The sequence below is a fragment of the Maribacter forsetii DSM 18668 genome (assembly GCF_000744105.1).
Lineage (GTDB): Bacteria > Bacteroidota > Bacteroidia > Flavobacteriales > Flavobacteriaceae > Maribacter > Maribacter forsetii.
Genome location: NZ_JQLH01000001.1, coordinates 2,051,553 through 2,076,812, shown reverse-complemented (window position 1 = coordinate 2,076,812; position 25,260 = coordinate 2,051,553). Strand labels below are relative to the sequence as shown.

General features: G+C 35.6%; 21 protein-coding genes. 16 read left to right on the top strand and 5 right to left on the bottom strand.

What is annotated here, in order from left to right; genetic code table 11:
- The first annotated feature begins 20 nt into the window (after window positions 1-20).
- Window positions 21-2,432 carry an alpha-ketoacid dehydrogenase subunit alpha/beta gene (locus P177_RS08645; RefSeq protein WP_036153960.1) on the top strand — a complete coding sequence of 804 codons (2,412 nt, stop codon included), beginning with the start codon at window positions 21-23 and terminating at the stop codon, window positions 2,430-2,432.
- A gap of 238 nt (window positions 2,433-2,670) precedes the next feature.
- Complete coding sequence (locus P177_RS08640; RefSeq protein WP_036153957.1) at window positions 2,671-3,048, top strand: DoxX family protein; 378 nt, start codon at window positions 2,671-2,673, stop codon at window positions 3,046-3,048.
- A gap of 97 nt (window positions 3,049-3,145) precedes the next feature.
- Here the strand turns inward: P177_RS08640 and holA are convergent, their stop codons facing one another.
- Window positions 3,146-4,147, bottom strand: a complete 1,002-nt coding sequence (gene holA, locus P177_RS08635; RefSeq protein ID WP_036153955.1) for a DNA polymerase III subunit delta — start codon at window positions 4,145-4,147, stop codon at window positions 3,146-3,148.
- 26 nt (window positions 4,148-4,173) lie between these two features.
- On the opposite strand from holA, the gene P177_RS08630 reads away from it, so the two are divergent.
- The 3 genes from P177_RS08630 (at window position 4,174) to P177_RS08620 (ending at window position 6,590) form a co-directional block, all read left to right on the top strand.
- Window positions 4,174-4,620: a type I restriction enzyme HsdR N-terminal domain-containing protein gene (locus P177_RS08630; protein ID WP_036153953.1), complete on the top strand. Its 447-nt coding sequence runs from the start codon at window positions 4,174-4,176 to the stop codon at window positions 4,618-4,620.
- A gap of 12 nt (window positions 4,621-4,632) precedes the next feature.
- Entirely contained in the window at window positions 4,633-5,634 is a 1,002-nt protein-coding gene (locus tag P177_RS08625; RefSeq protein ID WP_036153951.1) for a glycosyltransferase family 2 protein, read from the top strand.
- Window positions 5,635-5,735: 101 nt separating this feature from the next.
- Window positions 5,736-6,590, top strand: coding sequence for an OmpA family protein (locus P177_RS08620; protein ID WP_036153949.1), 855 nt, complete (start codon window positions 5,736-5,738; stop codon window positions 6,588-6,590).
- A 74-nt stretch (window positions 6,591-6,664) separates the two neighbouring features.
- Here the strand turns inward: P177_RS08620 and P177_RS08615 are convergent, their stop codons facing one another.
- Together P177_RS08615 and P177_RS08610 are read right to left on the bottom strand one after the other, a co-directional pair.
- Entirely contained in the window at window positions 6,665-7,288 is a 624-nt protein-coding gene (locus tag P177_RS08615; RefSeq protein WP_036153947.1) for an L-threonylcarbamoyladenylate synthase, read from the bottom strand.
- Window positions 7,289-7,331: 43 nt separating this feature from the next.
- Window positions 7,332-9,659: an ATP-dependent helicase gene (locus tag P177_RS08610; protein WP_036153945.1), complete on the bottom strand. Its 2,328-nt coding sequence runs from the start codon at window positions 9,657-9,659 to the stop codon at window positions 7,332-7,334.
- A gap of 206 nt (window positions 9,660-9,865) precedes the next feature.
- Between P177_RS08610 and P177_RS08605 the strand changes: the two genes are divergently transcribed.
- The 5 genes from P177_RS08605 (at window position 9,866) to P177_RS08585 (ending at window position 14,588) form a co-directional block, all read left to right on the top strand.
- On the top strand, window positions 9,866-11,176 hold the full coding sequence (locus P177_RS08605; RefSeq protein WP_036153943.1) for an amidohydrolase: 1,311 nt from the start codon (window positions 9,866-9,868) through the stop codon (window positions 11,174-11,176).
- A 5-nt stretch (window positions 11,177-11,181) separates the two neighbouring features.
- Window positions 11,182-12,738: an FMN-binding glutamate synthase family protein gene (locus P177_RS08600; RefSeq protein WP_036153941.1), complete on the top strand. Its 1,557-nt coding sequence runs from the start codon at window positions 11,182-11,184 to the stop codon at window positions 12,736-12,738.
- A gap of 25 nt (window positions 12,739-12,763) precedes the next feature.
- Window positions 12,764-13,534 (top strand): OmpA family protein, encoded by a 771-nt coding sequence (locus tag P177_RS08595; protein WP_157486499.1) that lies wholly within the window; start codon window positions 12,764-12,766, stop codon window positions 13,532-13,534.
- An 82-nt stretch (window positions 13,535-13,616) separates the two neighbouring features.
- Entirely contained in the window at window positions 13,617-14,135 is a 519-nt protein-coding gene (locus P177_RS08590; RefSeq protein ID WP_036153937.1) for a DUF7935 family protein, read from the top strand.
- A 9-nt stretch (window positions 14,136-14,144) separates the two neighbouring features.
- Window positions 14,145-14,588, top strand: a complete 444-nt coding sequence (locus tag P177_RS08585; RefSeq protein WP_036153935.1) for a DUF3995 domain-containing protein — start codon at window positions 14,145-14,147, stop codon at window positions 14,586-14,588.
- Window positions 14,589-14,591: 3 nt separating this feature from the next.
- Here P177_RS08585 and P177_RS08580 read toward each other — a convergent pair whose 3' ends face one another.
- Window positions 14,592-15,506, bottom strand: coding sequence for a patatin-like phospholipase family protein (locus P177_RS08580; RefSeq protein WP_036153933.1), 915 nt, complete (start codon window positions 15,504-15,506; stop codon window positions 14,592-14,594).
- 2 nt (window positions 15,507-15,508) lie between these two features.
- Entirely contained in the window at window positions 15,509-17,578 is a 2,070-nt protein-coding gene (locus P177_RS08575) for a M1 family metallopeptidase (protein ID WP_036153931.1), read from the bottom strand.
- A 185-nt stretch (window positions 17,579-17,763) separates the two neighbouring features.
- On the opposite strand from P177_RS08575, the gene recG reads away from it, so the two are divergent.
- The 6 genes from recG (at window position 17,764) to leuB (ending at window position 25,205) form a co-directional block, all read left to right on the top strand.
- A complete protein-coding gene (gene recG / locus P177_RS08570) occupies window positions 17,764-19,869 on the top strand; it encodes an ATP-dependent DNA helicase RecG (RefSeq protein ID WP_036153929.1) in 2,106 nt (701 codons plus the stop codon).
- A 106-nt stretch (window positions 19,870-19,975) separates the two neighbouring features.
- Window positions 19,976-21,388, top strand: coding sequence for a 3-isopropylmalate dehydratase large subunit (gene leuC, locus P177_RS08565; RefSeq protein WP_036153927.1), 1,413 nt, complete (start codon window positions 19,976-19,978; stop codon window positions 21,386-21,388).
- A gap of 99 nt (window positions 21,389-21,487) precedes the next feature.
- On the top strand, window positions 21,488-22,084 hold the full coding sequence (leuD, locus tag P177_RS08560; RefSeq protein WP_036153925.1) for a 3-isopropylmalate dehydratase small subunit: 597 nt from the start codon (window positions 21,488-21,490) through the stop codon (window positions 22,082-22,084).
- An 83-nt stretch (window positions 22,085-22,167) separates the two neighbouring features.
- Window positions 22,168-23,685, top strand: coding sequence for an alpha-isopropylmalate synthase regulatory domain-containing protein (locus P177_RS08555; RefSeq protein ID WP_036153923.1), 1,518 nt, complete (start codon window positions 22,168-22,170; stop codon window positions 23,683-23,685).
- Between the two features lie 164 nt (window positions 23,686-23,849).
- Complete coding sequence (locus P177_RS08550; protein WP_449405298.1) at window positions 23,850-24,074, top strand: four helix bundle protein; 225 nt, start codon at window positions 23,850-23,852, stop codon at window positions 24,072-24,074.
- Between the two features lie 75 nt (window positions 24,075-24,149).
- A complete protein-coding gene (leuB, locus tag P177_RS08545) occupies window positions 24,150-25,205 on the top strand; it encodes a 3-isopropylmalate dehydrogenase (protein ID WP_036153921.1) in 1,056 nt (351 codons plus the stop codon).
- Window positions 25,206-25,260: the final 55 nt, after the last annotated feature.

The window sequence follows — 25,260 nt, the reverse complement described above, 5'->3', positions numbered from 1 at the left end:
TGTAAAAACACGTTTAATACATGGATGTTTCTTCTAAAACCAGTAATGATATTTCTTTTGAAGATTTCAAAGAACAAATTATCAATGACTATGAAGTCGCTTTTTTAAGCCGAACTTGTAGCTTATTGGGGAGAAAAGAAGTTCTTACAGGCAAAGCAAAATTCGGCATATTTGGTGACGGAAAAGAGCTACCTCAGTTAGCTATGGCCCGTTCATTTAAAAATGGCGATTTTAGAAGCGGTTATTACAGAGACCAAACATTTATGATGGCCTTAGGTCTATTACAGCCTAAGGAATTCTTTCACGCATTGTACGCTACTACAGATATAGAAAAAGAACCTATGAGTGCCGGTAGGCAAATGGGCGGTCACTTTTTAACGCATAGTTTAAATGCGGACGGAAGTTGGAAAGATTTAACTAAACAAAAAAACAGTAGCGGAGACATTTCGTGTACTGCAGGGCAAATGCCACGTCTTTTAGGACTGGCCCAAGCATCTAAAGTTTATAGAAACCAAGAAGGTCTAGACAGTGCTAAATTTTCGGTAAACGGAAACGAAATAGCATGGGGTACCATTGGTAATGCAAGTACTAGTGAAGGCATGTTCTTTGAAACTATAAATGCAGCCGGTGTCTTACAAGTTCCTATGGTTATCAGTATTTGGGATGATGAATACGGCATTTCCGTACCAGCTAAATTCCATACAACAAAAGAAAATATTTCAGAGATCCTATCTGGTTTTCAAAGAACTGAAAATGAAAAAGGATATGAAATCTTAAGAGTAAACGGCTGGGACTACACTGCATTAATGCACGCTTATGAAAATGCGGCAGATATTGCCAGACAAGAGCATGTGCCGGTCATTATTCATGTAAATGAATTAACACAACCACAAGGTCATTCTACATCTGGATCACATGAACGTTATAAAGACAATGAACGTTTAGAATGGGAACGTGACCACGATTGTAACAAACGTTTTAAAGAGTGGATCTTAGAGTCTGGTATTGCCACTTCAGAAGAACTAGCATCCATTGAAAAAAGAATTAAACGCTCTGTCAGAGAAGCTAAAAAAGAAGCTTGGGACGAATATCTGAAGGATAATCTATCTGAAAAATCAGTTTTATTGAATCTGATCGAAAAAGCTGCTTCTAAGAGTCCTAACAAGAATTTTCTCAATAAATTAAAAAATGATTTAATAGCTACTGAAGAGCCCCTTCGTAAAGATTTGGCTATTTCTGCTAGAAAATCTTTACGCTATTTACTTGGAGAAAATACACCGGAAAAGCAAGACATAATAAACTGGACAGCTAACTTTTTAGAAGAATCCCAACATAAATATAGTTCGCATCTTTATAGTGAGAACGACAACAAGGCTACAAACGTTACAGGTATTACACCAGAATTCGGCGATGATAACGAATTGGTAGATGGTAGAGTTATCCTTAGAGATAATTTTGACAAACTATTTGAAAAATATCCGAATACGTTGATTTTTGGAGAAGATACTGGCGCCATTGGTGATGTAAACCAAGGTCTTGAAGGTATGCAGGAGAAATACGGTAAAATACGTGTTGCAGATACCGGTATTCGCGAAACAACAATTATTGGGCAAGGTATAGGCATGGCATTAAGAGGTCTTAGACCTATTGCTGAAATTCAATATTTAGACTATATCTTTTATGCTTTATCCACCCTTACAGATGATTTAGCGACTTTACTATACAGAACTGCAGGTAAGCAGAAAGCTCCGTTAATCATTAGAACAAGAGGTCACAGACTTGAGGGCATATGGCATTCTGGTTCAGAAATGGGCGGATTGATACATTTACTTAGAGGTATGTACATTTTGGCACCTAGAAATATGACCCAAGCAGCCGGATTTTACAACACACTTTTAAAAAGTGATGAACCTGCATTGGTTATAGAAAGCTTAAATGGATACCGATTAAAAGAAAAGAAGCCAAAAAATCTAGGTGAGTTTTGTACACCTATCGGTAAAGTTGAAACAATTAAAGAAGGTAGTGATATCACTCTAGTTTCTTATGGTTCTACTCTACGTATCGTTGAAAAAGCTGCCAAAGAATTGATTGAAGTTGGCATTGATGCAGAAGTTATAGATGCACAAACGTTGCTACCATTCGACATTGAAATGGAAATATTGGAAAGCGTAAAGAAAACAAACCGTTTATTGGTAATTGACGAAGATGTCCCTGGAGGATGTTCTGCATATTTGCTGAATGAAATTATAGAAAAACAAGGTGCTTTTCAATATTTAGATAGCACACCACAGACGTTAAGTGCAAAAGCGCATAGACCTGCATATGGTTCTGATGGCGATTATTTCTCAAAACCTAATAGAGAAGATATTTTTGAGAAGGTATATGCAATTATGCATGAAGTTAAACCTAATGATTATCCTAAATTGAGATAGAAAACAATTAAATTTAAGTAAGAAAAATCCCATGAAACATGGGATTTTTTTATACCCTAATATTCCGCCCAAAAAAAATGAATTTATTTAATATTTTCTACTTAATTCTTAACTCACTGAAAACTAAGCAACCTCTATATTTCACTACTAAAAAACTAGAACTTACCTATAGTATACTTTAATATATTTCAGAAAAACAAAAAAAAATCTATACTTTTAAAGGAAATAATGCCCAAAAATGAAAAACACTTTATTAAAAGATATCGGTTTAGCTTTTTTTAGAATTGCAATTTCAGCAATGATGTTGACACACGGTCTTCCTAAATTTCAAAAATTAATTTCTGGAGATTTTCAATTTGCTGATCCTTTTGGTATTGGAGCAGCCCCTTCTTTATTTTTAGCTGTTATTGGCGAATTCATTTGTCCTATTCTAATTATTATAGGTTTTAAATCGCGTTTGGCTGCAATACCATCAGCAATTACTATGGCAGTCGCAGCATTTGTAGCTCATGGTGCCGATGATTTTAGTACAAAAGAAAAAGCATTGTTTTACTTAGTAGCTTTTATAACCATTTCTTTGGTAGGACCAGGTAAATTTGGAATAGACAAAAAATAAATAACCTCAAACTAAATCAGCACGGTTTTCAAATGAAGACCGTATTTCTATTTTTTAGCAAAGTTAGAACGCTTAAATACTAATTAATAAACAATCCCTAAGCTATTTTATAAAGTAGTTCTTTTAATAGGTCTGCCTCTTTCATTGGTGTAGTCCCTACTCCTTTTCCTTTCAAATCCATTTCACGTAAACTAGAGATAATTCCGCTTACTTTCTTCATTGGGTAATTTCTAGCGGCAGTTTGTATTTCTTTTACAAAATAAGGGTTTATGCGTAATGCACTCGCCACATTTTTAGGTGAATGATCCGTAAGGCCATGATACTGTAATAACTGCGTAAAAAACGAATGTAATAGGGTAATTGTCAGTATAAAAGGATTGTCTTTTGGATTCTGGGCAAAATAATTAATAATTTTGGTCGCCTTCACAATATCTCTATCACCAATAGCTCTTTTCAACTCAAAATTATTATAATCTTTACTTATACCAATATGTTCTTCTATATGCTGAGGATTGATTTCGGTCTGTTTTGGCAGAACCAATTTTAACTTGTCTAGTTCTTTACTGATTTTACCTAAATCCGTTCCTAAATATTCTACCAATAGTAGAGCAGCTTTATGAGATATGGTATAACCACGACTCACCAAATGTTTTCTAAGCCAATCACTTACCTGATTTTCATATAATTTCTTGCTTTCAAAAACTACCCCGTTCTTCTTTATAATCTTGTGTAGCTTCTTGCGCTTATCCAACTTTTTGTATTTATAACAAATAACAAGAACTGTAGATTGTTGCGGGTTTTCTGCATATGAACATAGGTTCTCTATAGTACGGGATAAGTGTTGTGCTTCTTTTACAATGACCACTTGCTTTTCTGCCATCATAGGATAACGTTTGGCATTGCCTACAATATCTTCAATAGATACATCTCTTCCATAAAGCACCATTTGGTTGAATCCCTTTTCTTCTTCGGTCAACACATTGGCACTTATAAAATCGGAAATTTTATCAATAAAATAAGCTTCTTCTCCATAAAGGAAATATATAGGGCTTATCTGCCCTTTCTTTATTCCATTGACTATTTGTACAGCTTCATCCATTCAGAAAAAATCATCAACTTTGTATAATGCAGCCACTAAATTTCCCTAGCTACACTTTCAGGGTCAAAAATAGCGAAAATAGAACCTTGATTTTTGACGTTATACGTAAAAAATTTTTGGTACTCACTCCAGAAGAATGGGTTCGGCAACATGTGGTTCAGTTTCTTATCCAGGAAAAGAAATATCCGATGAGTTATATTAATGTAGAAAAACAAATTACACTTAACGGATTAAAAAAAAGATATGATGTGGTTGTTTTTAAACCCAACGGTCAACTGCACATACTTGTAGAATGCAAGGCACCCGAGGTTTCTATATCTCAAATGACATTTGATCAAATAGCACAATACAATTTTAAATTGAACGCTACTTACTTAATGGTTACGAACGGACTCTCACATTATTACTGCCAAACAGACCTTATTGCGGAAAAATATGAATTTATGAAGGAAATTCCTGATTTTAGCCGTTAATTTGCGATCGTTTTGAAGATAGCTGTAGTCATATTAAATTGGAATGGTGAAGTGCTTTTAGAAAGGTACCTGCCTTCCGTTATCAATTATTCTCCCGGTGCAGATATATATGTTGCGGATAATGCTTCCACAGACGGCTCCGTTGCATTTGTAAAAGACAACTACCCAACCGTAAAAATTATTCAAAATTTAGAAAATGGTGGGTTTACAAAAGGATATAATGATGCCTTGGTACATGTAGACGCAGACATCTTTTGTTTATTGAATTCAGATGTAGAAGTTTCACCTAATTGGCTTACACCTATAAAAGATACTTTTAACAAGGTTCCGGAAGCTGCAATCATACAACCAAAAATTCTAGATTTACTTAAGAAAGATCATTTTGAATATGCGGGTGCAGCTGGTGGGTTCATAGATCAGTTGGGCTATCCGTTCTGTAGAGGAAGGGTTTTTCAAACCTTAGAGAAAGATGTTGGTCAATATGATGATGTGCGAGAAATATTTTGGGCAACAGGCGCATGCATGTTTATTAAAAAAGAAGTATTTCAAGAGCTAAATGGTTTTGATGAAGACTATTTTGCACACCAAGAAGAAGTAGATTTATGCTGGCGTGCTAAAAACCACGGTTACAAAATATTTTATGTGAGCACTTCTAAAGTATTTCATTTAGGTGGTTCTACATTAAGTAACATGAACCCAAAAAAAACATACCTTAACTTCAGGAATACATTATTTTCGATTACAAAGAATCTTCCTAGAAGAAAGGCTTTCATCATTATATTCTTGAGATTGCTGTTAGATGGTATTGCGGCAATACGATTTCTTTTCCAGTTAAGATTTAAACACTTTTTCGCTATTTTTAGGGCACATTTAAGCTTTTACAGACAGTTTGGAAAAATGTATAAAAAGAGAGAAAAAACACAATTTCATAGAAAATACTATGCTACGAAGTCTATTGTATGGTCTTACTTCGTACATAGAATAAGTAATTTTAACATTTTAGTAAAAGATTAACTAACAACACATCTAAGTGACTTTGTAATTATATAATTTTGAAGTCGCTTAGATGCGAAAAATAGAGTAAACCACTTAAACAAGTATAATAGAATAGAATTATGAAAAAAGTATTATTAGGATGTCTTGGAGTAACGCTTTTACTTTCATCATGTGTATCTTCAAAGAAGTATGCAGATCTTGAAGCTAAACATAAAAGTGCACAAGATTTATTGAATTCAGCTACAGTTAAATTAAATGATTGTTTAGAAGAAAAAGCAACAGCTTCATCTAGACTTCAAACTTTAGAAGATCAAAATGCTTTCTTAAAAGCAAACAATCAAGAGTTGATCAATAATATGGGCAACTTAACAACTTTGACTACCAAAGGTGCTGAGAACTTAGAGAAATCTTTAGAGAGTTTACAAGAGAAAGATTTAACTATCCGTAAATTAAATGATGCTATTACACGTAGAGATTCTGTAAACCTTTCTTTGGTACAGAGCTTAAAAGGTGTGCTTGGTAATATGGATGATGAGGATATAGAAATCAGCGTTGAAAAAGGTGTTGTTTTCGTATCAATTTCAGACAAATTATTATTTAGCAGCGGTAGCTACAACGTTACAAGAAGAGCAAAAGAAGTTCTTGGTAAAGTTGCTAAAGTGGTAAACAATAAGCCAGATTTCGAATTTATGGTAGAAGGTCATACAGATGACGTACCTTACAGAGGTAACGGTTCTTTATTGGATAACTGGGATTTGAGTGTTAAGCGTGCAACTGCTGTTGTTCGTATCTTACAAAAAGACTTCAATGTAGACCCTAAGCGTATGACTGCTGCTGGTAGAGCGGAATATGTACCGGTTTCTACAACAGAAAAATCTAAAAATAGAAGAACTCGTATCGTTGTTCTTCCAAAAATCGATCAGTTCTATAGCATGATTGAAGAAGGAATGAAAGATCCTGCAATCAACAAATAATTGCTGATTGTCATATAAAATTAAAGCGGCTCAATAGAGCCGCTTTTTTTATGACTTGGTTTAAAGTATAACTTTTAAATAATATCTAAACTACCCTTTCCTTCACGAATAACTTCTGGTAAACCTCCTGTAGAAACATCTATTATAGTGGATCCTACATTACCACCATAACCACCGTCAATTACAATATCCACAAGGTTGTCCCATTTCTCGTAAATTAATTCGGGATCTGTAGTGTACTCTAAAACATCATCTTCATCACGAATAGAGGTTGAAACAATAGGGTTACCTAATTCTTCAACCAGCGCTTTAACTATGCTATTATCTGGAACACGAATACCAACGGTTTTTTTCTTTTTAAACTCTTTAGGAAGATTATTATTACCGGGTAATATAAAAGTATAAGGACCCGGTAAAGCTCTTTTCAATATTTTAAAGGTAGCAGTATCAATTTGCCGTACATAATCTGACAGATTGCTTAAATCGGTACAAATGAAGGACCAATTGGCCTTTGCCAATTTCACCCCTTTAATACGTGCAATTTTTTCCAATGCCTTGGTGTTCGTAATATCACAGCCCAACCCGTAAACCGTATCTGTTGGATAGATAACCAAGCCACCTTTACGCAATACGTCCACTACCCTTTTAATCTCTTTAGGATTGGGATTCTCTTCGTATATTTTGATAAATTCTGCCATTGCCTTTAGGTTTAAAACCCTACTGTTATTAAATATAACTAAACTATCCCAATACCTCTAACTTAGCAAAGCGAAGCAATAGTTTTTTAATATCGCCTTTATCGAACATTATTTCTGCCTTTCTATCATTACCGGCACCTTCAATTTTTACAACCTTACCACGACCAAAACGAGTATGATTAATCAATGAACCTTCAGTAAGATTTGGATCGATCTTATTTGTATTACCAACAGGCTCTGATAGCTGAGGCTTTAATTTTCGTAATTTTTTAAGTTGTCCTGTATTTGGCTGACCAACTATTGGCGGTGTGCCCCTTTTTGGTTTTTCTTGACGCAACCTGCTCTTATCTACTTCACCAAAAATATCGGCATTAATAAGAGATTTGTAGCGGTACCCACCATCAATTGGTGTAAGGTTCTCCACATATTTCTCGTCTATCTCTTCTAAGAAACGACTAGGTTCTGCGTCTATTAATTTACCCCAACGATATCTATTTTGCGTGTATGTCAAATACGCTTGTTTCTCAGCCCTGGTCAACGCAACATAGAACAACCTACGCTCCTCTTCCAGCTCACTTCGGGTGCTCATACTCATACCAGACGGAAACAAATCTTCTTCCATACCAACAATATACACGTACGGAAATTCTAGTCCCTTTGCCAAGTGTATGGTCATTAATGCAACCCTATCGTCATCACCAGTATCATTATCCAAATCGGTAGCAAGTGCAACATCTTCTAAAAACTCACTAATATTTCCCGTTGCTTCATCAATCTCTTTCTGGCCTTCAACAAAATCCTTAATACCATTTAAAAGTTCCTCAATGTTTTCCATTTTACCAATACCCTCTGGGGTCCCGTCTTTTTTAAATTCTAAAAGAACACCGGTTTTTTTGGCTACATGTTCAGATAATGCAAAGGCATCTACAGTTTCGTTCATGACCTGAAAACTCTTGATCATGGTTACAAAGTCTGTTAACTTACGTTTAGTACCCGAATTAATTTTTAAATCTATACGGTCTATGTTTTCCATTACTTCAAAAATGGAACGGTTGTAATGATTTGCAGCTACAATTAATCTATCTAAAGTAGTACCACCAATTCCCCTAGCAGGAAAGTTTATCACCCTTTTTAAAGCTTCTTCATCTTTAGGATTAATGACCAAACGCAAGTAAGACAACACATCTTTTATCTCTTTACGTTGGTAAAATGAGAGTCCGCCATAAATACGATACGGAATATCTCTTTTACGCAAGGCATCTTCCATAGCCCTAGATTGGGAGTTTGTTCTATATAATATACAAAATTGACCATTGGTCATTTGTTGCTGCATTCTATGTTCCCAAATAGAATTTGCTACAAACCTACCTTCTTCAGCATCTGTAGTACTTCTATGAATTTTAATAGAGGGACCATCATCATTATCCGTCCAAACTACTTTTTCAATTTGATTTTGGTTTTTACCGATTACGGAGTTGGCAGCATTTACAATGTTTCGTGTAGAACGGTAGTTCTGCTCTAAACGGTACATCCCTACATTATCGTAATCTTTTTGAAAGTTCAAAATATTACTAATGTTCGCTCCCCTAAATGAATAAATACTCTGTGCATCATCACCTACCACGCATATATTTTGAAAACGATCAGCCAAAGCCTTTACAATCAAATACTGCGAATGATTGGTATCTTGGTACTCATCAACCAAAATATATCTAAATCGATCTTGATACTTTGCCAACACATCTGGGTAGCATGTTAAAAGCTCATTGGTTCTCAATAGTAAATCATCAAAATCCATTGCACCCGCCTTAAAACAACGGTCTACATAATTTTCATAGATATCACCTGTTCTTGGCTTTTTTGCCATGGCATCCTGCTCTACCAAATCTGGATCATTACGGTAAGCCTTTACGGTAATTAAGCTATTCTTAAATGACGAAATTCTATTTTGAATCTGTTTGTATTTATAAATATCCTTGTCAAGCCCCATTTCCTTAATGATAGAAGCTAATAAGCGCTGAGAATCTTGCGTATCATAAATAGTAAAATTGGCAGGGTAGCCCAGTTTATCACCATCAATACGTAATAATTTGGCAAAAACGGAGTGGAACGTTCCCATCCAAAGGTTTTTAGCTTCAGATGCCCCCACAATTTGAGCAATACGTGCTTTCATTTCACGAGCCGCCTTGTTGGTAAATGTTAGGGATAGAATATTAAAAGAATCTACACCCTGCGCCATAAGGTGTGCAATTCTATAAGTTAGTACACGAGTTTTACCCGATCCAGCGCCGGCAATTACCATTAAAGGTCCGTCTTTATGCAAAACAGGGGCCTTTTGGGCATCGTTCAATTCATCAATAAATGAGCTCAAATTTTCTTTCTTTTAGTGACGTAAATTTAGCCATAAATGAGGGATAGTAAAAGTGAAGTGATTTAGATTTGTGAACAATGGATGGTATTTCTTTTCATTTTGAATATATTTAAACTTTAATTCCGCATAGAGAATACACCTGTTGATGCATTTTTGTCTTAATGATCAACGAAATATAGAGAACAAACTAACATTAAATACTGATTATGAGAAAACTAGGCTTATTGGCTCTCGTTCTTTTCGGTTTTACCGTTCAGGCACAAGGACCAAATCTTGAAAAAGACTACATAGCTATTGAAAGCAAGGTAGTTGATTGGAGAAGAGAAATTCATCAGAATCCGGAATTAGGGAATCGTGAATTCAAAACAGCAGAAAAAATTGCCAAGCATTTAAAATCTTTGGGAATTGAAGTTCAAACTGGTGTTGCGCATACCGGTGTAGTTGGTCTTCTAAAGGGAGATTTACCTGGTAAAGTAGTAGCATTAAGAGCAGATATAGATGCCTTACCGGTTACAGAGCGTAACGATTTACCGTATAAGTCAAATGTAACTTCAGAATTTATGGGTGAAAAAGTAGGCGTTATGCATGCTTGTGGGCATGATACGCATACTGCTATTTTAATGGGTGTTGCAGAAGTAATGTCTAAAAACAAGGACAAAATTAAAGGAACCGTTAAGTTCATCTTTCAACCTGCAGAAGAAGGACCACCACCAGGTGAAGAAGGTGGAGCACTTTTAATGGTTAAAGAAGGCGTAATGACCAATCCTAAGGTAGATGCCATTTTTGGTCTACATATTAACTCACAAACTCCTGTTGGCACAATCCGTTACAAACCAGGTGGAACTATGGCCGCAGCACAACAATTTGTAATTAACGTCAAAGGAAAACAATCTCATGGTTCTCAACCTTGGGCTGGTGTAGATCCAATTTTAATAAGCGCTAAGATTATTGATGGTTTACAATCAATAATTAGTAGAGAGACAGACCTCACCAATGAAGCTGCAGTAATTACAGTTGGTAAGATCAAAAGTGGTGTTCGTTTTAATATTATTCCAGAATCTGCAGAGATGATCGGTACTATTAGGACGTTGGACTATGAAATGAAAGACAAATTAAATGCACGTATGGTAGAAATGGTTAGTGATATTGCCAAAGCATACGGCGGTGAAGCTACATGTGTAATTACCGATGCTACGGATATAACCTATAACAATCCTGAATTAGTGGAACAAATGTTACCAACTATTAAAAGAGTAGCGGGTGATGAAAATGTTCAATTTCAAAAAGCAGTAACCGGTGCTGAAGATTTCTCTTATTTTCAAAGAGAAGCTCCAGGATTTTTCTTTTTCTTAGGAGGAATGACTCCTGGTACAACAGAATCTTTTCCACACCACACACCAGACTTTTTAATTGATGATAGCGGGTTAATTTTAGGAGTTCGTACACTGACAGAAATGAGTCTAGATTTCCTAAATAGTGACCAAACACCACTTTTAGATATTAAACCAAAAGGATAATTTTGATGAACGATTTTTTTAATAACATTCCAAGTCCACCATGGTGGACTTGGATTTTTTTGTTTCTTTTCATAGTTGCTATTTATGATATTTTTATTCAGAAACGGCACACCATAAAGCATAACTTCCCTGTAGTTGGTCATTTGCGTTATTGGCTAGAAAGTATTGGACCAGAAATGCGTCAATATTTTGTTGCGAACAACAGAGAAGAACTACCTTTTAACAGAATAGAAAGAGGTTGGATCTACGCTTCGGCAAAAAAGGAAAATAATTACGAAGGTTTTGGTTCTGACAGAGATTTGTATGCACATCAGCATATTTTCGTTAAGAATAGAATGATGGGTTTTGTAGTTCCACAAGGTCATCCCAATATAGCAGAACCCAATTTTTTACCATGCGCAAAAGTTATGGGTCAGCACAATAACCGTAGAAAACCGTATAGACCTGGGAGTGTCGTCAATGTTTCTGCTATGAGTTTTGGCTCGTTATCTGCAGCAGCGGTAGAAGCAATGAACAAGGGTGTTCAAAAATCAGGTGCATATCATAATACAGGTGAAGGCGGCTTATCACCTTACCACAAACACGGTGGCGATATAGTATTTCATTTTGGTACCGGCTATTTTGGTGTTAGAACTGAAGATGGAAATTTCTCTATGAAGAAAATGAAAAAACAAGTTGAAGATAATCCGTGTATAAAAGCTATAGAAATTAAATTATCTCAAGGAGCAAAACCAGGAAAAGGCGGTGTTTTGCCAGGAGCAAAAATTACCCCAGAGCTTGCAGAAATTAGAGGTGTAGAAGTAGGTAAAGATGTTTTATCGCCCTCAACACACAAAGCATTTTCTAATGTAACTGAGCTAATGGCACTTATTGAAGATATCGCTAACGAAACAGGTCTACCTGTTGGTATCAAAGGTGCTATTGGAAAATTAGACCAATGGGAAGAATTGGCAGATTTAATGTTAGAGACAGGAAAAGGTCCAGATTTTATAACCGTAGATGGTGGTGAAGGTGGTACCGGTGCAGCTCCCCCATCATTTGCAGACCATGTTTCTTTACCTTGGGTATACGGGTTTTCAAGTCTGTACCAAGTATTCTTAAACAGAAATCTTACCGACCGTATTGTATTTGTTGGCTCAGGCAAATTAGGTTTTCCAGCAAAAGCAGCTATGGCCTTCGCTATGGGAGTTGACTGTATTAACGTAGCTCGTGAAGCCATGATGAGTATTGGGTGTATTCAAGCTCAAGCTTGCCATAACAATACCTGTCCAACAGGTATTGCCACACAAAACAAATGGTTGCAAAAAGGCATTAATGTGCCCTTAAAGTCAGATCGATTAGCGCAGTATTTTAGCACGTTTAGAAAAGAATTTTTAGAAATCACACACGCTGCAGGTTATGAACACCCTAGTCAATTTACTATGGATGATGTTCAGGTTAACGTTGACGATAATGACTTAAATAGAAGTTTAGCCTCAACTTATGGATATAACAAAGCAAAAGTACCGTTCACGGGAATACAAGATTTAAAAGACTGTTCGTATCTTGGCGGAAAAAAATAGATTAACTTATTTAATGCATTTTATTATGAAACGATATTTTATATGTTCTACTTTATTTTTTATAGGACTTAGCACAATTCAAGCTCAGAAAAAAAGTGAATTGATAGAGCAAAATCAAGAATTGAAATTTAAACTAGATTCTATCTCTAAAATGGTAAGCATATCTCAACGCAACGAGAAATTGGCGGACCAACGCTCAGATGAATACCAATCTCAAGTAACGGAATTACAGGATGCGAATGCTACTTTAATGAAAAACTTAAACAGTTTTGCGGCATTATCTAGTCAGAATTCAGAGAATATCAATAAAACCATGGCTGTTTTAGAACGAAAAGAAAAGCAGTTAAAAGGTGTAACCGATGCCGTTGCCAGTAATGATTCTACTGCAGTAGTAATATTGACCAATTCTAAACAAGTACTAGGTGAGAATGCAAAAGTTGGTGTAACTGACGGTTCTGTAGTCATCTCAGAAAAATTAGACTTCTTCTTTACAGATGGTATTGGTCTTAATCCTTCAAGCGAATCTAAAACGTGGATAGAGAATGTAGCCAAGGTTGCAAATGCAAATCCAAAAAGTGTCATAACTGTTGCAAGCCTGAATATTACAGGTGAAATGAATGTAGCATTGCAGCAAGCTACTGCTATTGCCAGCATTTTAATTAAAGATTTTGGTGTAAATGGAGAACGAATTGTTGCTGTTGGTCAAGATGGCGGCTTACGAGAATCGTTACAAATAAAGTTTCAACCGGATTATAAAGCATTTTATGATATGGCGAAGGGAGATGCTAAAAACTAATTTTAAGTATTTCATCGATAAACCACTATACTAATTGAGAAATTTGGACGTTCTTATTTCGTAAATAATAACTAATTAAAAAATGAACTCCGACCAAATTTTTCAACTTTTCGCTTATTTGATACCTTCTGTTGTTACAGGTGCCATTGCCTTCTATTTCTTTAGAATGCACACTAACAATGAAGAAGGAAGAAGACGTTTTCTTTTACATAAAGATTCTCAGAAAGATACATTACCGGTGCGTTTACAAGCATACGAAAGAATGGCCTTGTTCTTAGAACGCATTGCAATACCAAGTTTGGTAGTTCGTGTATCACCACAAAGTGATGACAAAAACGCCTATGAAAATTTGTTGATCAAAAGTGTTGAAACGGAATTTGACCATAACCTTTCTCAACAAATCTATATGACAGATGAATGCTGGAACGTAATTAAAGCGGCAAAAAGCGCCACTATCCAAATGATTAGAAAAGCAGCAATGAGCAATACTGAAACTGCAGATAAATTAAGGGAAGATATTTTGAATGAAACTATGGATAAAACGTCACCCTCAGCTACTGCCCTATCTTTTGTAAAAAGAGAGATTGGTGATCTCTGGTAATTTTAGATAATGAGAAATGTATTAAAGTATTTTTTAGTAATTACATTTCTCTTTCTATCCTCCATACACTTTTATTGGGCTACTGGAGGCACCTTAGGTTATCTAAGTTCTCTACCAACCAATGAAAATGGAAGTATCCTATTAGCCCCTACTATTTTTGATTGTATTATAGTCGCTACAATACTATTTGTATTTACGTTGATCTATACATTCTCCATAAAAGATAGAAAAAGTAAAATTTTCAACTCTTTAATAAAACTTGGACAATGGGTAATTCCTATTCTATTTTTAATTAGAGCTGTAGGTGACTTTAAATATGTTGGGTTTTTCAAGCAAGTAACAACAACTGAGTTTTCTCGTATGGATAGTTACTTCTTTACTCCCTTGTGTTTACTTATAAGTTTTGTTGGAATAATTATTCTTTACAATGGCCTGCGCAAAGAGAGTAAATAATTGCTACTCATGCTCATTTGGTTCTATAGGATTTGTTTCTTCATTTTTATTCTTTGCATACAAATACCCTCTCTTCCACCACAGTGTCATTTTTGCTTTATCGAATATCAAAGAATTGGTAGTTAAAATTGTAGGCGTATAAAACAAGTTGATGATTGCATTCTTTTGATTGGCAACTAATTTTCCTATTCTAATATTCTGATGTTCTATTCTATCTAAAATAAAACTCATCATTGTGGTAATCAGCTCAAATGGATTACGTGAGGCTACCCTGTTCATATAGTTAACTTCAGTATGTAAAACCACCACATCTACTTCTGTTGCTCCTCTTTTTATAGCTTCTTCAATAGGCACAATACTACCTAAACCACCATCAGCATACTCACAATAGTTTTTACGTACCAAACTCATGAACGGTGTATAGTTGGCTGAAATCCATATCCAATCGCAATAGTCTTCATAAGTGCAATCTTTAATAGATTTATACTCTACTTGATTTAATGACAGATTAGACACCGTAATAACAACATCTGAATCTCCGTTCTTTAAGGTTTCAAATTCCTCAATAGTTAAACTGTTTTCTATTAGCTTACGCAAATTTTCACTTTCGCCAAAAGTCTTTTTCCCAGTCATGAAATTTCTAAAAACATTCCAATGATTAATTGAAATTTCTTCATTACCACGAATATTCTTGACTAAAAACGGACAGTTATTAAAAATACTTTTCTGATTGACATTAGAATATATTTCTTTGATCTTATCTAGCTTACCTAATGCCAAATGAGAGATAAGTAGACTACCAGTAGAAGTACCTACAAAAATATCATACTTTCTTCCCTCTTCTTGAATAAGGTATTGGGCAACGCCACCGGCAAAGGCACCTTTACTACCACCACCAGAAATAACTAATGCTTTCATTATTAATTTAATTTCGTTTTAAGATAACGCAAATCTGATGAATTTAGTTGATTTACAATCTTTTCAATTTCTTTTTTCTGTTCTTGGTCGCTCCAAAGTGCATCAAATAACTTTCTGGCATAATTTCTAAACTGCCAAGAATGGTGATTGGTCGCCTTTATCAAATTAATATAGGCATCGTCATTTAAAGCCTTAATTTCAGATAAATATTGAAACGCTGTTTGTCTTACTTCTGTATTATAAATGGGGCTTGTATAACCAACAAGCTCCCGATGAAAATAAACATTCTCCGTAGGTCTATAATCTGGCGTAAACAATGCTAATGTTAACCATAGTAAACGGACATTTTTATTAGGCAACCCAACAATATTTTTTGTTTTTTCTAAGAAAGTACTTCTATCATAATCAAAACTACTCCAAAGATTATAAAGCATTAACTCATTAGTTATATAACTATCATCTAACAATAGTGGTTCTGTAAATTCTTTTAGCTCCTCAGAAATTTTACCTATTTTCTGTGCTGCAAATTGTCTTATTTTTATATCGTTGCTAGCAATTAATTTAGAAAAGTCCATTTCAGATATACTATCTTTTAACTCAAGTATTTCAAGTTTTAATCGGGTGCTAAGTTCAGAATCCTTCAAAATTTCAAAAGATATAAAAGTACTGGCATCATCATTTTTTAGATTATAAAACTTTCTTATTTCAGCGTTTTTTTTCATCAAAAAATCCTTAGCTATCTCTTCAGGAAATTCTTTCGTTTTTAGCCAAACCTCCTTAAACTCATTCAAATTCTTTCCACTTGCATTTTCCATTTCAGCAATAAAATCTGCAACAGTCACATTTTGGTACTGATATTTATTTAGGTATGTTTTTATTCTTTCTTTAAATGCGGAGTCCCCTATTTCTTCTCTCAATACAGCTAAAGCCCAAGCCCCTTTTTCATAATATGTAAGACTACTAGCCTTTGGGTTAAGCAAGCTCTGCCCCTCTCCCTTTTCTGAGATATCACTTAATACTTTTGCCGTATCAAATAACTTCCAATAAAAATAATCGTCTCCAAAGACTTCTTTTTCAGCCAAATAGGCATAGTAGGTAGCAAAACCCTCATGCAACCAATGATGCTCACTGTTCTTTTCCGTAACCAAATTACCAAACCATTGGTGCGCCAGCTCATGGGCATTGATATTTACATAATTTCTATCTATAAACGAAGTGGAATCAATGACATAAGCGTCAGAGAAAAAAGTAGCGCTCGTATTTTCCATACCTGCATATAAAAAATCGTGTACAGGCACTTGCTTATAATTCTGCCAAGGATAAGCGACACCTATCTCATTTTCTAAAAAATCAAATATTCGTTTTGTGTATCTATACGTTGGTTCCACTTTTAGACTATCATTTGGGTAATAATAGTTTTCAATGGTTACACCACTTTCAGATGTCAATACTTGTTTGTCATAATTACCCATTGCAAATGCCAACAAATAACTACTCATTGGTTTTTTCATATCGAATATCCAAATAGGATCATCTTCGTCATTGCTAGTTTTTAAAAGTAGATTACCATTCGCAATGACTTGATATTTTTTATCGGCTTCAATAGTAAGATCAAATTCTATTTTTTCTTCCATGTCATCAAAACTAGGAAGCCAATGGCTAGTGTATTTTCCTTGTCCTTGCGTCCATATCTGCTCATTGCCTTCTACATCATCATCCCAACCAATAAAATAGACCGTTTGTTTGGGTTTCGTTACATATTCAAGAAACAGTTTATGCGATGCTCCCTTTTTAAATTTATGTTTAATGGAAATGATCTTTTCTGTGGCATTAAAATCCATCTTTTTCCCGTCAAGTTCTACTTTTGAAAAATCCAAATTCTTTGCATCAAGAAATATAGAGTCAACATTTTGCAACACATTAAAACGATAGATCACCCCACCTTTAATCGTTTTTTCTTTAGGTACTGGGCTTAGGTAAACCTTAGCCTTAATAAAGTCTACTTTATCTTGATGTTGCCCAAAAGCATAGAGGGATAAGAATAAAAAAAAGGTGAAAATTAATTTCTTCATACAGCAAACCAAACAAATAACATTTCAAATTTAATGTTTTGGGGAGCACTTCCCTAACCTTTACCTGAATTGAATGTGATGCTAAACAACACTTAATTCGTTAGTTACCATTAGAACCATATTTACAAGAGCAGTAATGATATTTTCCCCTTTGGGGATTAAGGGCTTATCCCTATTTTAGTGCCATGAACGCAAACTTCTTGCAAACTCCCGTAGTGTACTTAAAAGGTGTTGGTCCAAACAGGGCAGAAACCTTAAAGTCCGAATTAGGGATAAGCACCTACCAAGATTTGCTGAATCTTTTCCCTAACCGTTACATTGACAAAACCCAATATTATAAAATAAGTCAATTACAACGTAGCAGTGCAGATGTTCAGATAGTTGGCAAAATAGTTCATTTAAAAACGGTAGAACAAAAAAGAGGTTCTCGTTTAATAGCCCGTTTTAAAGATGATACCGGGGAAATAGAATTGGTTTGGTTTCGTGGTCAGAAGTGGTTACGAGAGAACTTAAAACTAAATGTACCCTATGTCATTTTTGGAAAATGTAATTGGTACAACGGTACATTTTCAATGCCACACCCAGAGATGGAACCATTGAAAGCACATGAACAAGGTACTAAGGTATATATGCAACCCGTTTACCCATCTACTGAAAAGCTAAGTAATAAAGGCATCACCAATAAAGTTATCAGTAAACTGATGCAACAGCTTTTTATAGAAATCAACGGAAAATTCACCGAAAGCTTATCAGATAAATTACTGCATGACCTAAAACTCATAAACAAGAGCGAAGCCATGTTCAATATTCACTTTCCTAAAAGTCAGGAATTATTGGCAAAAGCACAATGGAGGTTAAAGTTCGAAGAACTTTTTTACATACAATTACAGCTTATTGGTAAAAACGTTTCTAGAAAGAAAAAGATCAAAGGTTTTCCGTTTAGTGAAGTTGGCGAGTATTTTAAGGATTTCTACAATAATAAATTGCCTTTTGAGCTTACCGGAGCACAGAAACGGGTAATCAAAGAAATACGATCAGATCTGGGCAGCAATGCCCAAATGAACCGTTTATTACAAGGTGATGTAGGATCAGGAAAAACCATTGTTGCCGTTATGACCATGCTATTGGCAATCGATAACGGATTTCAAGCTTGTTTAATGGCGCCAACGGAAATTCTTGCCAACCAACACTTTCAAGGCATTTCTGAATTGCTGGAAGGCACCGAGATTACCTGCGCCTTACTTACTGGTTCCGTAAAGAAATCTGCTCGTAAACCAATTCACGAACAGTTAGAAAATGGAGAGCTCAACATACTTATTGGCACTCATGCCCTTTTAGAAGATAAAGTAAAATACAAGAATTTAGGAATAGCGATTATTGATGAGCAGCACCGTTTTGGTGTAGCCCAACGTTCTAAATTGTGGCACAAAAATGAATTTCCGCCACATATACTAGTAATGACCGCAACACCTATACCTAGAACATTGGCCATGAGTTTATACGGTGATCTGGATATCTCTGTAATTGACGAATTACCACCTGGTCGTAAGCCCATTAAAACTGTACATAGATATGACGGAAACCGATTAAAGGTTTTTCGTTTTATACGTGATGAAATTGAAAAAGGCAGACAGATATATGTGGTGTACCCATTAATCCAAGAGTCTGAAGCTATGGACTACAAAGATTTAATGGATGGTTATGAGAGTATTGCCCGCGATTTTCCTCAGCCTAAATATCAGATTTCAATTGTTCACGGGCAAATGAAACCGGCGGACAAGGAATTTGAAATGAACCGTTTTGTACAGGGCGAAACTCAAATTATGGTAGCCACAACGGTTATAGAAGTTGGTGTCAACGTACCTAATGCATCGGTAATGATTATTGAAAGTGCCGAACGTTTTGGTCTATCACAATTACATCAGTTACGTGGTCGTGTTGGTCGTGGAGCAGATCAAAGTTTTTGCATTCTAATGACGAGCCATAAATTATCTAGCGATTCAAAAACTAGATTAGAGACCATGGTCGCCACCAATGACGGCTTTGAAATTGCAGAAGTAGATCTAAAACTACGTGGACCCGGAGATATTATGGGTACGCAACAAAGCGGATTGCTTAGTTTAAAAATAGCAGATATTGTGAAGGATAATGATATTCTAAAATCGGCTCGCTTCTACGCCTTACAACTGCTTAAAGAAGACCCTTCATTAAGTAAACCAGAGAATCTAATTATAAGACATATGTATGCTCAGTTGGTAAAGCATAAGAATATCTGGACGTATATTAGTTAGTTGTATTTTTAACAACTTTCCCGTTGAACATCGTAATTTTCAAGAGTGTTAATTTCTAAAAAACCCTTGTTTTTAATAGATTTGTCGTACTTACATTAGAAAGAATATGAGCGCAACAAAAACATTATTTGACAAAGTGTGGGATTCCCACGTAGTACATAAAATACAAGATGGTCCAGATGTACTGTTCATTGACAGACACATGGTTCATGAAGTAACAAGTCCTGTTGCTTTTCTAGGTATTAAGAACAGGAATATTCCTGTTATGCACCCTGAGAAAACTTTTGCAACAGCTGACCATAACACTCCTACTATTAACCAACATTTACCGGTTGCAGATCCACTTTCAGCAAACCAATTAAGAATGTTAGAAGAAAATGCCAATGAATATGGTATTTCTTATTGGGGATTAGGTCATGCAAAAAATGGTATTGTACACGTTGTAGGACCTGAATATGGTATTACCCAACCAGGTGCCACTATTGTTTGTGGAGATTCACATACTTCTACACATGGTGCTTTTGGCGCTATAGCTTTTGGTATTGGTACTTCTGAAGTTGAGATGGTATTGGCTACACAATGTATTATGCAGCCTAAGCCAAAGAGAATGCGTATTAATATTAACGGTAAAATGAGCAAAGGGGTTACTCCTAAAGATGTTGCTCTATTTATCATCTCTCAATTAACCACTTCTGGAGCAACAGGATACTTTGTTGAGTATGCAGGTGAGATCTTTAGAGAGATGAGTATGGAAGGTCGTATGACGGTTTGTAACCTAAGTATAGAAATGGGTGCCCGTGGTGGTATGATCGCTCCTGATGAAAAAACATTTGAATATGTAAAAGGTCGTGAGTTTACTCCAAAAGGTGCAGATTGGGATAAAGCAATGGCATATTGGAAAACCTTATATACAGATGAAGACGCCATTTTTGATAAGGAATTAACTTTTGACGGTTCGCTTATTGAACCTATGATCACCTATGGTACCAACCCTGGTATGGGAATGGGAATTTCTAATGACATACCTATGGCAGATGCTGTACAAGGTGGTGCTACTACATATCAAAAATCATTGAAGTATATGGATTTCAATGAAGGTGATAGTATGATGGGTAAACCAATTGATTTTGTTTTTCTTGGAAGTTGTACCAATGGTCGTATAGAAGATTTTAGAGCATTTGCCTCTATTGTAAAAGGAAGAAAGAAAGCTGACAATGTTACCGCATGGTTGGTTCCTGGATCACATAAGGTTGAATCAGCTATTAAAGAAGAAGGAATCCTTGATATTTTAACTGAATCTGGCTTTGAGCTTCGTGAGCCTGGTTGTTCTGCTTGTTTGGCAATGAACGACGATAAGGTACCGGCCGGTAAATTAGCGGTAAGCACATCTAACAGAAACTTTGAAGGAAGACAAGGGCCTGGTTCTAGAACCTTATTGGCTAGTCCGTTAGTTGCTGCTGCAGCTGCCGTTACCGGTAAAGTAACCGACCCAAGAGAATTAATGGTAGAACTTGTGTAACAAGTTTGCCTTTCGCTATTAGCCGATGGCTTTTAGCACAGTAACAATTATAATAATACAAGCTAATGGCAAAACGCCAGAAGCAAAAAGCTATAAAAAATGGCATACGATAAATTCGACATATTAACTTCAACTGCGGTTCCTTTACCAATAGAAAACGTAGATACAGATCAAATTATACCTGCACGATTTTTAAAGGCAACTGAGCGTGTTGGTTTTGGTGATAACTTATTTAGAGATTGGCGTTACAATCAAGACAATACCTTGAAAGAAGATTTTGTTTTGAACCAAGATAAATTCAGCGGAAAAATCTTAGTAGGTGGTAAGAACTTTGGCTCAGGTTCATCTCGTGAGCATGCTGCTTGGGCCGTTTATGATTACGGTTTCAGATGTGTAGTTTCAAGTTTCTTCGCAGATATCTTTAGAGGTAACTGTTTAAATATTGGTGTATTACCAGTACAAGTAAGTGCTGCATTTCTACAGAAAATATTTGATGCTGTTGATGCCGATCCTTCAACTGAGTTAGAAATTAATCTTCAAGAGCAAAAGATAACCTTATTGCCTACCGGTGAAAGTGAGTCCTTTGACATCAACGATTACAAGAAAAACAATATGCTTAACGGTTTTGATGATATCGACTACTTGTTGAACATCAAAAAAGATATTGAGACCTTTGCAGAGAACACTCCGCTTTAATCTCGAATATCCGAACAATACAGAGCACTTACGTTAACTAACCCAATGCCATTTTTAGACTTTAAAAATGGCATTTAGAACACATGAAAAAAAGAAAGTTAGAAATAATGGATACCACCCTTAGGGATGGTGAGCAAACCTCGGGCGTATCCTTTTCTGCATCGGAAAAACTAACCTTGGCAAAGTTACTTTTAGAAGAACTAAAAGTAGACCGAATTGAAATTGCATCAGCTCGTGTTTCTGATGGAGAGCTAGATGCTGTTCAAAAAATTACCGAATGGGCCGGCGAAAAAGGTTATTTAGAACGTGTTGAAGTATTAACTTTTGTTGACGGCGGTATTTCCTTGGATTGGATGCAGAAATCTGGAGCCATTTCTCAAAATTTACTGACCAAAGGTTCCATGAACCATTTAAAGTATCAGTTAAAGAAAACTCCCGAGCAACATTTTTCTGAAATAGCTGATATTTTCAAACAAGCTACAGAAAGAGGAATTATCAATAATATCTATTTAGAGGATTGGAGTAACGGAATGCGAAATTCCAAAGCATATGTATTTGAGTTTCTAGATTTTCTATCCACTCAAAATGTAAAAAGAATATTACTACCAGATACATTAGGCATTTTAACGCACACCGAAACATATGCGTATTTGTCTGAGATAGTGCAAAAAAATCCAAATTTACATTTCGATTTTCATGGTCATAATGATTATGATTTGGGTGTTGCCAATATTATGGAAGCTGTAAAAGCTGGCTGCCATGGTTTACACCTTACTGTGAACGGAATGGGAGAAAGAGCCGGTAACGCACCTATGGCAAGTGCCGTAGCAGTTATTAAAGACTTTCTACCAGAGGTTGAAATTAACGTAAACGAGACCTCTTTATATAAAGTAAGTAAACTGGTATCTGCCTTTACAGGTTTTACCATACCAGCGAACAAACCTATTGTAGGTGATAATGTATTTACCCAAACCGCTGGTATACATGCAGATGGCGACAGTAAAAATAATTTGTATTTCAGTGACCTAATGCCAGAACGTTTTGGTAGAAAACGTAAATATGCATTAGGTAAAATGTCTGGTAAAGCCAACATACAAAAAAACCTGCAGGAACTCGGTTTAACTTTAAACAATGAGGAGTTAAAAAAAGTTACTGAACGTATTATTGAATTAGGAGATAAAAAAGAACGTGTTACTAAAGATGACCTCCCTTTTATTATTTCCGATGTTTTGGATACTGCGGATTATAAGCAGAAAGTATTTATAAAATCATATGTACTTACCCATGCTATGGGATTAATGCCTTCCACTACCCTATCTGTTGAAATTGATGGTAAAGTGATTGAAGCACATGCACAAGGAGACGGACAATATGATGCATTTATGAATGCATTAAAAAAAGTATATATAGCCAAGAAAATAGCATTACCGAAATTGACGGATTATGCAGTAAGAATACCCCCAGGAAGTACTTCTGATGCTTTATGCGAAACGGTTATTACTTGGGAATTGGATGGAAAAGAATTTACATCAAGAGGTTTAGATTCTGACCAAACGGTTAGTGCGATTAAAGCTACCGAAAAAATGTTGAATATAATTTAGCGCAATGCGCTGGACGCTGGACGCTGGACGCGGGGCGCTAAACGCTTTTGATGAGAGATTATAAAAAATATAATGTTTGGAAATTAGGTCATGAAATTACTTTAGAGATTTATAAATTGACTAGAAGGTTTCCTAATAATGAAAATTTTGGATTAACAAGTTAAATGAGAAGAGCCTCTTCATCTATTCCAGCAAATATAGCTGAAGGATGCGGAAGAGAATCTGATGCGGAGTTTAAACGTTTTTTAATCATTTCTCAAGGGTCGGCAAGTGAATTAGAATATTTTACCATTTTAGCAAAAGATCTAAAGTATATTCAAGAAGAAGAGTTTTTAATCATTCATGATAAAGTAAGAAGAAGTTTAAATAGTTTAATAAATAAGATATAATTATAAATAGCCTAAACTATATACGATTAAAGTATAGCGTTTAGCGTACAGCGAAAAGCGAAAAAGCGATAAACCATGAAATTAGATATTGCCTTATTGGCCGGTGATGGTATCGGTCCTGAAGTTATTGATCAAGCAGTAAAAGTATGTGATGCCATTGCAAAAAAGTATGAGCACCATATTACTTGGAAACCTGCTCTTACAGGTGCAGCGGCCATTGATGCCGTTGGTGAACCTTACCCAGATGAGACACATGAAATATGTGCAAATGCTGATGCAGTTCTTTTTGGAGCTATAGGTCATCCTAGATTTGATAATGACCCTTCTGCAAAAGTTCGTCCAGAGCAAGGGTTATTGAAGATGAGACAGAAATTAGGTTTGTTTGCCAATGTTAGACCAACATTTACATTCCCTTCTCTTATAGAAAAGTCGCCACTAAAAAAAGACCGTATTGAAGGTACCGACCTAATAATTCTTCGTGAATTAACTGGAGGTATCTACTTTGGTGAGCGTGGAAGAAAAGATGACGGTAATACTGCCTTTGACACTATGACCTACCAACGTTTTGAAATAGAAAGATTAGCTAAAAAAGGCTTTGATTTCGCTATGAAGCGTTCTAAAAAATTATGTTGTGTTGATAAAGCCAACGTATTGGAATCTTCTAGACTTTGGAGAGAGACTGTACAGGCTATGGAAAAAGATTATCCAGAAGTAGAAGTTACTTATGAATTCATTGATGCGGTGGCAATGCGCTTAATTCAATGGCCAAAAGGGTATGATGTAATTATTACCGCAAACTTATTTGGAGATATTTTAACTGATGAGGCATCTGTAATTGCAGGTTCTATGGGACTTATGCCTTCATCATCTGTAGGTAGTGATGTTTCTTTATACGAACCTATTCACGGTTCGTATCCACAAGCAGCTGGTAAAGACATCGCTAACCCGTTAGCTACAGTACTTTCAGCAGCCATGCTTTTTGAAGACATGAATATGACAGAAGAAGCAGAAGAAATTAGACGCGTAGTAAACAAATCATTAGCAGAAGGTTATGTAACCGAAGATCTTGCCGATGGTGGTAAAAGTTATAAAACAAGTGAAGTTGGAGATTGGTTAGCTAGCAACATTTAAGAAATATACTTAAAAAAGAAAACCCCTTTTATCTTTGATTAAAGGGGTTTTCTAT

Excerpts from the sequence above, each read along its gene's own strand:
- P177_RS08645 (WP_036153960.1), top strand. The coding sequence starts at position 21 with ATGGATGTTTCTTCTAAAACCAGTAATGATATTTCTTTTGAAGATTTC.
- P177_RS08640 (WP_036153957.1), top strand. The coding sequence starts at position 2,671 with ATGAAAAACACTTTATTAAAAGATATCGGTTTAGCTTTTTTTAGAATT.
- holA (WP_036153955.1), bottom strand. The coding sequence starts at position 4,147 with ATGGATGAAGCTGTACAAATAGTCAATGGAATAAAGAAAGGGCAGATA.
- P177_RS08630 (WP_036153953.1), top strand. The coding sequence starts at position 4,174 with ATGCAGCCACTAAATTTCCCTAGCTACACTTTCAGGGTCAAAAATAGC.
- P177_RS08620 (WP_036153949.1), top strand. The coding sequence starts at position 5,736 with ATGAAAAAAGTATTATTAGGATGTCTTGGAGTAACGCTTTTACTTTCA.
- P177_RS08615 (WP_036153947.1), bottom strand. The coding sequence starts at position 7,288 with ATGGCAGAATTTATCAAAATATACGAAGAGAATCCCAATCCTAAAGAG.
- P177_RS08605 (WP_036153943.1), top strand. The coding sequence starts at position 9,866 with ATGAGAAAACTAGGCTTATTGGCTCTCGTTCTTTTCGGTTTTACCGTT.
- P177_RS08600 (WP_036153941.1), top strand. The coding sequence starts at position 11,182 with ATGAACGATTTTTTTAATAACATTCCAAGTCCACCATGGTGGACTTGG.
- P177_RS08595 (WP_157486499.1), top strand. The coding sequence starts at position 12,764 with ATGAAACGATATTTTATATGTTCTACTTTATTTTTTATAGGACTTAGC.
- P177_RS08590 (WP_036153937.1), top strand. The coding sequence starts at position 13,617 with ATGAACTCCGACCAAATTTTTCAACTTTTCGCTTATTTGATACCTTCT.
- P177_RS08585 (WP_036153935.1), top strand. The coding sequence starts at position 14,145 with ATGAGAAATGTATTAAAGTATTTTTTAGTAATTACATTTCTCTTTCTA.
- P177_RS08580 (WP_036153933.1), bottom strand. The coding sequence starts at position 15,506 with ATGAAAGCATTAGTTATTTCTGGTGGTGGTAGTAAAGGTGCCTTTGCC.
- P177_RS08575 (WP_036153931.1), bottom strand. The coding sequence starts at position 17,578 with ATGAAGAAATTAATTTTCACCTTTTTTTTATTCTTATCCCTCTATGCT.
- recG (WP_036153929.1), top strand. The coding sequence starts at position 17,764 with ATGAACGCAAACTTCTTGCAAACTCCCGTAGTGTACTTAAAAGGTGTT.
- leuC (WP_036153927.1), top strand. The coding sequence starts at position 19,976 with ATGAGCGCAACAAAAACATTATTTGACAAAGTGTGGGATTCCCACGTA.
- leuD (WP_036153925.1), top strand. The coding sequence starts at position 21,488 with ATGGCATACGATAAATTCGACATATTAACTTCAACTGCGGTTCCTTTA.
- P177_RS08555 (WP_036153923.1), top strand. The coding sequence starts at position 22,168 with ATGAAAAAAAGAAAGTTAGAAATAATGGATACCACCCTTAGGGATGGT.
- P177_RS08550 (WP_449405298.1), top strand. The coding sequence starts at position 23,850 with ATGAGAAGAGCCTCTTCATCTATTCCAGCAAATATAGCTGAAGGATGC.
- leuB (WP_036153921.1), top strand. The coding sequence starts at position 24,150 with ATGAAATTAGATATTGCCTTATTGGCCGGTGATGGTATCGGTCCTGAA.